Raw genomic sequence first — 12710 nt, forward strand, 5'->3', positions numbered from 1 at the left:
GGAAAGACTAGCGGGCCAGCTAGTACCGTGGCGTGTAATTTACCCCTTTGGGGCGTACCGAAAACACCTTCGAACCCCTGAGCCCAGTTGACCACCACGTGGGTTTAGGTTGCACGGCCCCAGGCCACAAACGCGGCCAGTCCCATAAAAACCAGATTGACGCCAATCAGGGAGGCCTCGCCCCGGTAAAGGTGAAGGACAATGGCTCCAATCATCAGCCCGATTATTCCAACTGCTGTCAGGGATGTCACCCGCGGGCGGACGTTGAGCCAGGTGGGTAGAACCAACCCGATGGCGCCTAACCCATCGAAGAAGGCCGTCAAGTTGACAAAGGCCTTGGGGAGCTGAGCCGTCCAGGGCCACATGGCGGCCAGTTGGGCGGTGGGCGAAAACAGCTTCAGGTAAGCAGCCCAGAGCAGGCTGCTGGCCAGTACGATTTGGACAAACCATAAACTGATGTGCAGAAGCCGGGCAGAGGATTGTAACGGACGCATAGCTAACAAAGGTTGGTGGCTACAAATCTATTTACCTTTGGCAGGCAGTACATGGCACTATACCGGCAGATAGTGCTATCCACCAAGATAGTAATCGATACTTATGCTGAACGGAACAACGTGCCCGGCGAGCTTACTGTCCATCAAAGATGCGCTGGAAGTGCTGGAGGGAAAATGGAAGCTCCTGATCCTGTTTGTGCTCTCCTCGGGTCCCAAACGGTTCAGCCAGCTGAGTCGGGAGATCAAGGGCATTTCGGATCGAACACTCTCTAAAGAATTAAAACTTCTGGAGATGAATCAGCTCGTGACACGTACGGTAACGCATACACCCCTGCCGGAAGTCCATTACGAGATTACGCCACATGGTCGCTCGTTAGCGGCCGTGCTGGATGAGTTACACAAGTGGGGCCTGCTGCATCGAAGCGAAATCATTCGTGACTAACCGGTCTAGCCCGACTGGCCAATGCAGCCGGGATACCACCGGACCAACCGCAGTTTGCACCTATGGTCGCTCATATCCACCGTGGTATTCAGGGGCGTTACTTTAGCCAGCCGTAGGGCAGTTGCGCTGACGGTTCAGCTTACCCCTTTCTGAAAACGCTTCGCCCCCTCGTTACCGACGTTTCGCCCCCGAACCGCTTTTGGGCCCCTTGCTCTTTCACCAGTTTTGAGCCGTCAATTAGGAAAAAGACGATAACCAAAACAGAGAAAGATCATGAAAAACCGGACGATTACCTTCCTCGCTTTCCTGGCATTTAGCGCATCGGCCTGGGCTCAGGATACGCATCGGGCTAACTTCCCCTATTCCAATCGGTTGACGCTGGGGGGCGGAGTCAGCCAACTGTTACTGGGCGGCTTTAACGTGCAGGCCGAATACACCACCAAACGCCTGGTTTTCGATTATTCGCACGGCTTCAATATCAGGCTGAGCGGCCAGGCAGCGTCACTGGTCGCGCAGGATCAGAAGCTCAACGAAACCCTGACCTCAACGCTGGGTATCGGCATCGGCTATCGGCTGACCCCCACGCTTGATATTCGATTTGAGCCGAAGCTGCATTATTACGAGGTAAACTACAACGGAGAGTCCGATGCCGGCAGTGCGTTACTGACCTCGTACAAAACCGTTACGCTCGGCTTGGGGGCCTATTACCGCTACTACCCATTCCGCCGACAAAACAATGCGCTGGCGGGTATCCTGGTTATGCCCAGCCTTCGGTTCTGGCCCAACGTCTGGAGTTCACTGGACGATAACAAACTAACCTACCTGAACAAAGCGACGAACCGAACCGAAACCTATAAAGCGGCTCCCCAGGGCTTTCCCGGTACGAATGGGCTGCTGGCCAACGTAACGGTTGGCTACACCTTCGGACTGCATAAACCGAATCGATAGGGGATAAAATCGTATCTTTCAACACCTTCTTGTGCAGACTAATCCAGCGACAGTCAATGGAAGCGACTCCCTACAGACTGAATGACGGCAAATTCCGACTGATTGGTATTCCGCTCATCAGTTGTGTGGTTCCTGCCATCCAGCACTTCGACGATTTCCGGCAGTTGAATGCCACGTTCGGTATGTATCTGCTTATTTCCGTCTGTACCACGCTGATGTTATGGGAAGGTAACCGGTTGATTATTACCCAGGCCCGTCGCGCTTTCCCGAGCTATAGCCAGACGACCCAGCGGCTACTGACCGAAGCAGCCGCCGGGCTCCTGTTCACGCTGGTGGCCACCTTTCTGCTGGATCAGATTTTGTGTAAAGGTATTCTCCACAAAGAGGAACTGCTCATCGGGTTTCGCAGGAGCCTGGTTCCTACCATACTGGTGTATCTGATTTACGAAGCCATCTATTTTTTTGAGGCCTGGAAGGAGAACGTCCGGAAGACCGAGTCGCTTGCCCGGGAGAGCGTACAGTCGCAGCTGGAAGTGTTGAAAAATCAACTCGACCCCCATTTTCTGTTCAACAGCCTGAACACACTGGCGGCCCTGATTGATGACGAGAACATCGACGCCCAGCAGTACCTCGAACGGCTCTCCGACGTATACCGCTATGTGCTGGTCAGCCGCCACAAGAATACGGTGCCTCTGGAAGAGGAAATCGCTTTCCTGGATGCGTACGTGTATCTGAATAAAATTCGCTTCCGGGATAATCTACAGGTTGACAAACAGCTCTCGCCAACCGCCTATCGTCAGTACGTTACGCCCCTCAGTCTACAAATGCTCATCGAGAATGCCATTAAGCATAACGTTGTGTCGAAAGAAAACCCCCTGAAAATCAGTATTCAGCAGGAAGGCGATCAGTATCTGGTCGTTGAAAATACGATTCAGGAGAAAACTATTCTCCGGAGCGACGGCCGGGACGAGTCGATGCGGGTAGGTTTGCAGAACATCATCAATCGATACAGTCTGCTTACCGATCGGCAGGTGGAGATTATCCGGACTGGTAGCCTGTTTACCGTTAAGATTCCGCTCCTGCTAAGTTAGCGAATCAGTGATTGAGCGAATGGTGACTGACTGGCCCTGCTCATCTACATTCACCCAATCAGTAAGTTGCACGTTCATTCATTGGAAAAAATGAAAGTCCTGATCATCGAAGACGAGTACCCAGCCGCCGAACGGCTCGAGAAACTGATCCGTAAGCTGGATGCCCGTATCGAGATTGTGGGCGTGCTGGATAGTGTGGCTTCGGCGAAACAATGGTTTGCAGCGGGCCAGACGGTGGCGTTGATCCTATCGGATATTCAGCTTTCCGACGGCTTAAGCTTCGAAATCTTCGAGGCTTTCCCGGCCCATAGTCCGATCATTTTCACGACCTCCTACGATGAATTTGCCATCAAAGCCTTTCGGGTCAAAAGCATCGATTATCTCCTGAAACCGATCAAGCTGCCCGAACTGGCAGCGGCTATCCAGAAATACGAAGCACTGAAACTGGAATTTTCCCCACTGGCCTACGCCAAAAAAGTGGAATCACTCCTCGACAGCCTGGAGATGAGCCGCCGGCCGCACAAAACCCGCTTTCTGGTGAAAAATGGGGAGCAGCTCATTCCCCTGTCGCAGGACCAGGTAGCGTATTTCTACACTGCCAATGAGCTGGCCTGCCTCGTCGGTCGCGATGGGCGGCAGTATCTGGTCGATTACACGCTGGAGGAGCTGGAAGCGCTCGTAGACCCGAATCAGTTCTTTCGGCTCAACCGGCAGTTCATCGCCCAGGTGACGGCGATCCAGAAAATTCATACCTATTTCAACGGCAAGCTCAAAGTTGACCTGCGGCCCGAAACACCCCAGGAAGTACTCGTCAGCCGCGAGAAAGCACCGGCTTTTAAAGCCTGGCTGGACCGGTAACAGCTGGACAGGAAAATGGATGGCGTAGGCTTGCTTTTACACCCCCATATAAGTGAAAGCTGACCGGCTGGTCGTTGTTTTCCTGAAGTACAATCCTACCCTCACACCAGGTGTTGCTCGGCGTAATGGGCAGGGGATACCCCGTACATTTCCTTGAACGAAACCGAAAAGTTGTTCACGTTTGCAAAGCCCGTGGCAAAAGCAATTTCAGACACCGTTAGTCCTTTGGTAGTCAGTAGGTCTGCCGCCTGTTTCAGACGGATCTGCCGGATCAGGTCGCGGGTGGTGGAGTTGGTTAGTTCCTTCAGTTTACGGTGCAGGTGAACCCGACTGATGCCGATCTCGCTGGCGATCATTTCTACGCTTAACTCCGGATTCGCCAGGTTTTTACTAATCAGCGCGTGTACCTTTTCCAGCAATTTTGTATCGGCAGATTTTAGACTGACTTTGGCAATGAACTCATCCTGGTACTGCTGTTCCTGCTCATTGTTCAGGATAATCTGCCGGTTTCGGATCAGGCTCCTGATCGTTTTCGACAGTATCTCCATGTTGAAGGGTTTGGTAATATACGCGTCGGCACCCAGTTCAAAACCCAGGGCGTTGCTCGACTCTTCGGTTTTGGCGGTCAGCAAGATGATGGGGATGTGATTGACGAGCGGGTTGGCCCGCAGCTTACGGCACAACGTCATGCCATCCATCAACGGCATCATCACATCACTGACCACCAGATCGGGTTTTTCTTTGACAATGCCTTTGTAGGCTTCTTCCCCGTTGGCGTAGGTCAATACCGTAAATTCATCCGACAACTCATCGGAGAGGAACGTGCAGATTTCAGCGTCGTCATCGGCAATGGCGATGCGTCGGGCTCGCTTTCGGGCTTTTGCTATAGCCGGGCTATGCGCTGCCAGCTCCGGCAGTTGAGGGGTATTGACAGGCACTACCGCCGGTATGTGTACTTCGTTAACGACTGATTGGAGGGGGAGCTTGATCAGAAACCGACAGCCGACGGGGTCCATGTTTTCGGCTTTGATCGTGCCGCCATGCAGTTCAACCAACTGTTTTACCAGGTGAAGGCCGATGCCCGTACCCTGCTGGTTATAGCCGCGATGGTCTTCCGACTGGTAGAAACACTCGAAAATACGCTCGGTCTCCAGTTCGCTGATGCACTGCCCCGAGTCTTCGATAGCCAATAGTAAAACCGGCTGCCCGCTAGTGGCTTCGAACGCATCGACCCGCAGCACAACCCGGATCAGGCCACCCGCCGGGGTGAACTTAAAGGCGTTGGCGAGTACGTTGATCAGTACTTTGTCGAAGTGGTGCGGGTCGATACGGGCGTAGATGGATACAGTCGGAAAGTCGGTACTGAACTGAATCGGTTTGGCATGGATTCGTTCTTCAAAAAGCTGGCAGATCTCGTTGGTAAACTGAGTCATCTCGACGGTTTCGAGTTGCAGCGTCATTTGCCCCTTTTCAATTTTTCGAATATCCATCAGCTGGTTCACCAAATCCAGTATCCGTTTGGTGTTACGCCCCATAATGCTGTAGAGGTGGCTGCGTTCCTCATCCTGATCATGGGTAATGAGTTTTTGCAGCGGGCTGACAACCAGAGTCAGGGGCGTGCGGATTTCGTGGGCTATGTTGATGAAGAACTGAAGCTTGGCTTCGTTAATCTCCTCCTGGCGCTGGTGGGCAAGTGATTCCGCTTTTACCCGTCGCCGTTGTCTGACCGTTCGGGCCACGAATACGGCCCCGATCAGGGTGAGCAGGGCATAGACCAGCATGGCCCAGGTTGACAGGTACCAGACGGGATGCACGATGACGGTTACCTGGCGAATGGCCGAAACGGCGTTGCTGAATTTGGCCCGGAGCCGAAACTGGTAGCTGCCCGGCGACAGATTGTCGAAGGTGAGTCGGTTCGTGCCGGGCCGTAGTTCTTCCCAGACGTTGTCGTTGATCGAATACTGGTAGGCCACCCGTTCCGCGTCGATAAAATCCATGGTCGAAAACTCGAGGGTAAACGAGTTATCGTGATGAGCCAGATTAAACTCACGGGCGTTGGTAACGGTGGTATCGACCACCTGAAAACGGCCCGACCGGGTCCCTTTCCTGACGGGTTTGTCGCGGATGTAGAGGTCGACAATCTGCACCGCCAGGTGCTTGCTGGCCACGCGAATTTCATCGGGTTTGAAGTGCGTGATGCCGTTTACCCCGCCAAAATACAGCTCGCCGGCCTCGCTGATCAGCGAGGCTCCCCGGCTGAATTCATTACCCTGCAGGCCATCTGAGGAGTAGAAGTTGGTAAAGGTGTTGGTTTCCACGTCCATCTTGGACAGGCCGTGGTTGGTGCTTATCCAGAGGTCGCCCATCTTATCGCCCCGGATCGACCAGATCTGGTTGCCGGGCAGGCCACGATCGGCGTCGAAGGTGGTAATCTCCTTGGTGGAGCGGTTCATCTTTTTCAGTCCCTGCGAGGTACCTATCCACAGAATACCCCGGTTGTCTTCGAAGAGCGAGTACACGACCGTACCGGCCATGAGCCGGTTTGTGCCCAGGGTGGAAATAAAACTTTCCGTGTCGAGGTCCAGACAGCCCAGCCCGTCGAATGTACCGATGAAGAGCTTGTTATCTTTGGTAATATACAGGCAGTTGATCCAGCTGTTCAGCAGATTGTTATACTCGGGCCGGTAGAGGTGACCGGGCAGGGCGTCGTAGTTTTTGACCGCCCCCGACCGCAGATCCATCCGGAAAATACCCGACCCCATCGTACCGATCCACAGCCGCTGCCGCGCGTCTTCCTGAATACTGAACACACGCTGTACGTTGTCACCCCGCTTGTCGACCAGTTTGGCTATCGGGACGCTTCTACCCGTGCCGCGATCAAACCGGGACAGGCCACTGAGGTAGGACCCCAGCCAGAGGTTTTTTTGGGAGTCCTGATGAATCGTCAGGATGTTGGACGGTACCGTGCCGCCTTCCTTATCCGTGGGGTAGTGAACGCTGGCATTACCCCCGGCCGGTAGCGCGTACAGACCGTCGCTGTCGGTGCCTACCCAGACGGTTCCCTGCTCATCCTGCTCCAGCGCCATGATTGCACTCGACCCGATCGACTTCCGGCTGACCGACTTGTACCCGATGTAGCCGAATCGGTTGGTGTTGCCCGCCAGCAGCAACAGGCCTTTCTGGTAGATCCCGATCCAGACATTGCCGGCCTGATCTTCGAGCATGGTGTTCACCTTGGACCGGGAGAAATCGAAACTGGTTACGCTGGGTTCGAGGTCCAGGATTTTATTGGAAACCGGGTCGAAGTACTTCATTCCTTTACCGCTGGTGGCCACCACGATCTGGTTGCTTTGGTTGACCAGCAGATCGGCTACCGGCAGGTCGGATTGCCCATTGTAGGGTATGGAAACAAAGGTTTGACCGGCCGGGTCGTAGCGATACAGCCCACTGCTCATATTACCCACAAACAGACGCCCGTATCGGTCCTGGCAGATGCTGCTGATGATGTTGTTCTGCGACTTTTTCGATACAAAGTACGCGTTGACCGTCTGACCGCTGAAGCGATAGAGGCCTTTATCCTCGGTGGATACCCACAGGTTCTGTTCGTTATCCTCCAGCAGTCGGATGATCAGTTCACTGGGGGCGTTTGTCTGGGTCTTATGGCCAACCAGCCGTGGCCCTTGCCGGGTTAGTTTAAAGGTGCCGTGGCCAGAGGTACCCACCAGTATGTCCCCATTTTTTCGCTGGCAGATCGTGGATACACTGGCGCTGACGGCCTGGCCATTGGGCAAAATAAGGGGGATGGCGTGAAACGTGTCGGTAGCCGGGTCGTAGTACTGAAGCCCCTCGATGCAACCGACATACATGCGGCCGTTTTTGTCGGCAAAGAGCACATGGATCTGGTTGTTCAGCAGACTCGTCGAGTCTTTTTTGGTATGGCGGTATACGGTGAATTTTATCCCGTCGAACCGGTTGAGCCCGTCTTCGGTGGCTATCCAGACAAACCCACTCCGATCCTGATGTATGTCCGTAACGAGGCTGCCCGACAGGCCGGTTTCGACTGTGAAGAGCTTGCCCAGCTGGCCCTGCGCAACACACGGCCACATAAACCAGAGAACGAAGAGTAAAAGCTTACGAACCATGTACAATACGCTGAGTTTGCTGCTGACAGCGAGTGGAAAGAAGACCTAAAGGACCAACGCCGAACAACGCGCTTTACAGGAAGCGGTTGACTGGTTTCCGGTTAGGGCAAGGAGCCATACAATCGGCTAAAATAAAGGATTTCGTCATCCCACCCATGGGGAGGAACGACGAAATCTATGGTTTTACCGGGGTATTCGGCCGCGGTTTCGTTATTTGAAATCAGCACTCACATTTCGACCGGCCAGACCGTTGGCAAACCCACCGTAGGCCTGTTTGCGGCTGTAGTCGCGTTTCCAGAGGCCGATCGGCTCACCGGCTCGCCAGGTCGACCCTTCGGCGCTGTCCATCGGGCTCCACATGGTAATGCCGTAGCGCTGTTTGGCGGGCACCAGTTCCATGTATTTCGAGATCACGTATTCGTAGAGGTCGGCCTGGGCTTTGTATTGCGCGGGGGTCGTAGCCGGGGTTTTGATACCCGTACCGATGCCTATGTCCATCTCGGATATTTTGATCATCTTGCCGGTAGCGGCCAGCATCCGGAACATCTGATCGATGTTTTCCCGCTTCGTATCCAGGCTCATGTGCAGCTGGGTGCCGATGCCATCTACTTTGGCGCCATTGGCCTCGATGTAGCTGACGTAGTCGATCAGGCCCCGGCACTTGTTGAGGTCGTATTCGAGGTTGTAGTCGTTGATGAACAGCACATCGTCGGCGTTCCCGTACTGCCGGGCCAGCTTGAAGGCTCTGACCGCATAGTCTTTACCCAGGTAGTCCTGCCAGAAAAATTCATCCGTAGCAATTCGGGCGCGGCCGGCGGCTGTCTTCAGCGTAGTCGGTTTGGCATCGTCCATGGGTTCGTTCACCACGTCCCACGCCTTTACGTAGGGCTTGGTTTGGGTAACCATTTCGGAGATCCACTTGTCCATGGCTCCGCCAATAATCCGGCCTTTTTCCTGGTCGCTCAGCTGCAGGATAACCGGTTTTTTATAGAGCGTGGATCTTGGATTCAGCCGGACCTCATCGAGGTAATACGTGCCGGGCGTGGTGCCCATGTCGTAGCGTAAGGCCTGTAACGAACCCGCCGACTTGATGTCCCACTCCACATATTGCCAGGTGGTCGACGTAATGACATCGGCCTGGTACTGCACGTCGGGGCCCGTTCCTACCGTTGAGCAGCGAAACTTACCCGGCGCGTCGGACCGGACAAAGAACGACAGGGTGTACTCGCCCACGGGTACGGGCATCGGGGAGAAGTCCAGCGCGATCTGGGCATCCCAGGGGTTTGCTTTGGACGTATGCGTGAAACGCAGACTTTTCGTGCCCACCAGCCCCGTATTGACAATATCGCGGGTGCTGGAGCCGCCCCAGGAGTTCCAGCCGGTCTGGTTCTGCTCGAAGGAGCCATTGACGTAGTTTACGCGCTTGTCGGCCGGGTCGAAGTCGACGCCCGTCAGCAGCAGGCTATTGAGGTAGGCCGCGTTCTGGTTGGCGTGCCAGGCCAGTGTGTGGCCATAGACGCTGACCCCGGCCGCCTGAGCGGCTTTGAGCAGGTTGGTCACGTTGGTCAGATCCAGCTTCCCATCGGCTTTCACGACGGCGCCGTGCTTCATCTCGTAACCCAGGGTAATATCGTTGAAATTGCTGTTAATCATCCGGTAAACCACGCCCCGGGCCATATAATCGGCCAGGCTCACGCCGGCGCCTAACTTAAAGTTGGGGTTCGCCGTTGGGTCGACGTATGATTTCAGGGCATTATACCGGTTGATGGGTGCCATGGTCGCTACACTTTCGGGCCTTTCCAGAACGAATTCGGTTTCGTCGGGACTACAGGCAGCCGAAAGCACCGTCAGGAGTGCCAGGCAGGTGGTCGTTTTCAAAGGTGTCATCGGGCTCTATGAGGTTGAGGGTGGCTTACTGATACACCGGAATAAACGTTTCGGCAACGACACCCCGGTTGCGTACGACCAGGGTATCGGTGGTAGTCAGGACCGCATCTTTGAAGTTGACTTCATAGTTGAGGTGCAGTACGTCGCGATCCTGATTGCCCCAGCTTTTAAGATCACCTTTCTTCACAAACCGCCCCGTTCCTTTCACCGTATAGTCGGTGGCGTCGGTGGTGATGGTGCAGGTACTGGCTTCGTCGAAATTCAGGATGAGCCGGAACGGCATGTCGGTTCCGTTGGTCGCTTTTATGGAGTTGCTGAACACAACCTGATTCAGCGAGCGGGTTGACAGGTTGCAGACTTCGCTGTTCTCGACGTATCTGCCCCGGCGCACCAGGGTTTTACTGATGGCGGTATTCCCGTCCTTACCGGCAATCACATCCTTGCCCCGGCGCAGGTAGGTGGCATGCCAGGGGTTGACGTATTTCACCGCGTAAAGGATATAATCTTTGGGGGTAATGTCCCAGTCACTACCCACCGTCCGGCGGGGCGACGGCAGTGTGCTCTTCCCCCGCAGCAGCGAATCGGCATTCTGCACCTGGTTCATCACCACCGGTATGACGTAGGTATTCCGGATTGCGGCCGGGTCCGCAAAAAAGGCGTCGGTCAGCTGCACCTCTACTCCGCCCGTAATGCTGCCTTTAGGGATAACGATCTGGTTGGCGGCCAGGCTGTAGTAGTTGGCTGGCATCGGCAATACCTTCTGGCCATTGGTGCCGAACAACAGTCTGTCACAGAGCGAATTGTCGATCTTGATGTCGACGGTGATGTCCGTGCTGTTGGTATAGGCCCCGCCTTTTGTTGCCATGATCCTGCATTTGCGTGCGTTATCGAGCGAGGTATCGTAGAGGTCTTCGCCGAGGGTGATGGTGCGAACCGGAGACTGGTAGGCAAAATAGACCGTCGTGTACTTGAAGTCCGGGAATACCCATTCCTGGTTTTCACAGGCGCTGAAAACAGCCATTCCTGCCAGTAGTAAGAGTGTATGTAATTTCTTCACCTTCGTAAATGATTGGTTATGAGGAGCGTTTACCAGCCTTTGTTTTGGACGAGTGACTTCCATTTGAGCATTTCACCGTACGGAATAGGCCCGTGGTTCATGTGCGCCGTGAAGGATCGGTTTTCTACCGGAAAAATGGAGTAGTTGCCATTCGTTATCCGGATGCCGTTAGCGCTCTCGGTGAGCTTTTCATTCCAGCGACGCAGGTCCCAGAAGCGGAAGCCCTCGAAACACAGCTCCAGCCGACGCTCATTCCGAATGAGCTGCCGCATATCGGCCTGGGTCTGGACCGAAGCCAGATACGCATCTCCGTTGTTGGCACCGATACCCGCCCGTTGACGAATGGCCCGGATTACGTCGCGCGCCGAGAACCCGAATGAGCCCTGTCCGTCGGGGCCCCAGGCTTCGTTGGCCGCTTCGGCGTAGATCAGGAAGATTTCGGTGTAGCGGATGCGGGCCGTGTAATGCCGCTGCTGGTTGGCGCCAATCGGGTTCAGGTTCACGTCCTGACGCAGTAGTTTGCGCAGGTAGTAGCCGGTGCGCGTGGATGTCTCGATCTGATTGACGGCATCGTTACCCGCGCCGGTCTCGGTTCTGATCACCGTGTTCGACGGCCCCAGGGTGCTGTTGTTGACCACGATATACCGCTGCAGCCTGGGGTCGCGGTTAGTATACGGCGATTGCGCCCGGTACTCGCTGGCCGCTGCCGTGATGGGGTACCCATTCGCCATCGGAAACGCGTCGACCAGGTTCTGGGTCGGGTTGACACGACCCCGACCGAACAGAGACGGCGGATAGTTGTCCTCCTCCAGGTTGCGGCTGTTGGATGCATCGCCCCGCCAGAGAATCTCCGGCGGATTGATACCCGCGCCCAGGTTGTTGATCTCCGTGCGGTTGTCGTACCAGGTGCCTCCGTTAGCGGCTAGTCTGGCCGGTCCTCCCACCAGTTTCAGAACCTCGCCCGCGTGGTTGGCGGCATCGATCCAGGTCGTGGTGGTGCCGGTTCTGTAGGCTGGGCTGGCCGCCAGCAGGGCCGCCTGTGCCCGAATGGCTTTGGCGATCCGGGCCGTTAGCCGAAGCCGGGAGTACTGCCCGAATACCCGGGTGTACTCTTCCGGGCTGATGCCGCTGTATTTGGCGGGAATCTGCGAGGCCGATGTAACGTCTTCGTAATCGAGGGGCAGCAGTTCTTCGGCTTGTTTAATGTCGCTGTAGAGCTGTTGCATGCAGGCTTCGAAGGTAGCGCGGGACTGGTTGAAGTCGGAGTTCGTATCCTGGGGTTTCGTCAGAATGGGAACCCCCAGCAACTCACCACTGCTTGCCCAGCCGCCATGGGCTCGCAACAGCTGAAACATGTAAAAGGCGCGCAGGCCGTAGGCTTCCCCTTTGATGCGGTCCCGGAACATCTGAGCCGCCCTGGGGTCCGTGGCCCAGGTAACCTTGTCGACTTCGGCCAGCATGGTGTTCAGGTATTGAATGGCCGACATGCTGTTCACCCACTGGTCAGTTGGGTTGTAGTTGGCCGTCCACTGGCCGGTTGCAATCTTGAGGAATGCGTTGTTTTTGTCGTTGCTGACGGCATCGTCGGTGGCCACATCGTTAAAGGGCAGACCGGGCAGCCGCGTGTATCCATTCAGGAGGAATCCCTGGGCGAAGGTCACCTCTTTGTACATGGCATCTTTGCCGGGGAGGTTCTCGACTTCGGGTTCCAGCAGATCGGCGCAGCCCGTCAGGGACAAGCTCGCAGCGAGCAGGATGGGTAGGTATCTTTTCATAAGTTTTGCTAGCCAG

General features: G+C 55.3%; 9 protein-coding genes. 4 read left to right on the forward strand and 5 right to left on the reverse strand.

Translation table 11 applies throughout. The annotated features are described in order from the left end of the window. Positions 1 to 104: 104 nt before the first annotated feature. A complete protein-coding gene (locus EQG79_RS25950) occupies positions 105 to 494 on the reverse strand; it encodes a DoxX family protein (RefSeq protein ID WP_129605555.1) in 390 nt (129 codons plus the stop codon). Between the two features lie 103 nt (positions 495 to 597). Here EQG79_RS25950 and EQG79_RS25955 point away from each other — a divergent pair, with 103 nt between their 5' ends. The 4 genes from EQG79_RS25955 to EQG79_RS25970 all read left to right on the forward strand — a co-directional run bounded on the left by EQG79_RS25955 (position 598) and on the right by EQG79_RS25970 (position 3833). Then, positions 598 to 936 carry a winged helix-turn-helix transcriptional regulator gene (locus EQG79_RS25955; protein ID WP_077922944.1) on the forward strand — a complete coding sequence of 113 codons (339 nt, stop codon included), beginning with the start codon at positions 598 to 600 and terminating at the stop codon, positions 934 to 936. A gap of 273 nt (positions 937 to 1209) precedes the next feature. Then, positions 1210 to 1884 carry a hypothetical protein gene (locus EQG79_RS25960; RefSeq protein WP_129605557.1) on the forward strand — a complete coding sequence of 225 codons (675 nt, stop codon included), beginning with the start codon at positions 1210 to 1212 and terminating at the stop codon, positions 1882 to 1884. Positions 1885 to 1940: 56 nt separating this feature from the next. Beyond that, a complete protein-coding gene (locus EQG79_RS25965; protein WP_129605559.1) occupies positions 1941 to 2975 on the forward strand; it encodes a sensor histidine kinase in 1035 nt (344 codons plus the stop codon). Positions 2976 to 3065: 90 nt separating this feature from the next. After that, positions 3066 to 3833, forward strand: a complete 768-nt coding sequence (locus EQG79_RS25970) for a LytR/AlgR family response regulator transcription factor (protein ID WP_077922947.1) — start codon at positions 3066 to 3068, stop codon at positions 3831 to 3833. 101 nt (positions 3834 to 3934) lie between these two features. Here the strand turns inward: EQG79_RS25970 and EQG79_RS25975 are convergent, their stop codons facing one another. From EQG79_RS25975 to EQG79_RS25990, 4 genes are all read right to left on the reverse strand, one after another. Continuing rightward, on the reverse strand, positions 3935 to 7975 hold the full coding sequence (locus EQG79_RS25975; protein WP_129605561.1) for a two-component regulator propeller domain-containing protein: 4041 nt from the start codon (positions 7973 to 7975) through the stop codon (positions 3935 to 3937). A 210-nt stretch (positions 7976 to 8185) separates the two neighbouring features. After that, complete coding sequence (locus EQG79_RS25980) at positions 8186 to 9862, reverse strand: endo-1,4-beta-xylanase (protein ID WP_077922954.1); 1677 nt, start codon at positions 9860 to 9862, stop codon at positions 8186 to 8188. Positions 9863 to 9887: 25 nt separating this feature from the next. Continuing rightward, complete coding sequence (locus EQG79_RS25985; protein ID WP_240699453.1) at positions 9888 to 10919, reverse strand: DUF5627 domain-containing protein; 1032 nt, start codon at positions 10917 to 10919, stop codon at positions 9888 to 9890. Positions 10920 to 10948: 29 nt separating this feature from the next. After that, complete coding sequence (locus tag EQG79_RS25990; RefSeq protein WP_129605563.1) at positions 10949 to 12694, reverse strand: RagB/SusD family nutrient uptake outer membrane protein; 1746 nt, start codon at positions 12692 to 12694, stop codon at positions 10949 to 10951. Positions 12695 to 12710: the final 16 nt, after the last annotated feature.

Origin of the sequence: Spirosoma sordidisoli, assembly GCF_004138325.1 — a bacterium.
Lineage (GTDB): Bacteria > Bacteroidota > Bacteroidia > Cytophagales > Spirosomataceae > Spirosoma > Spirosoma sordidisoli.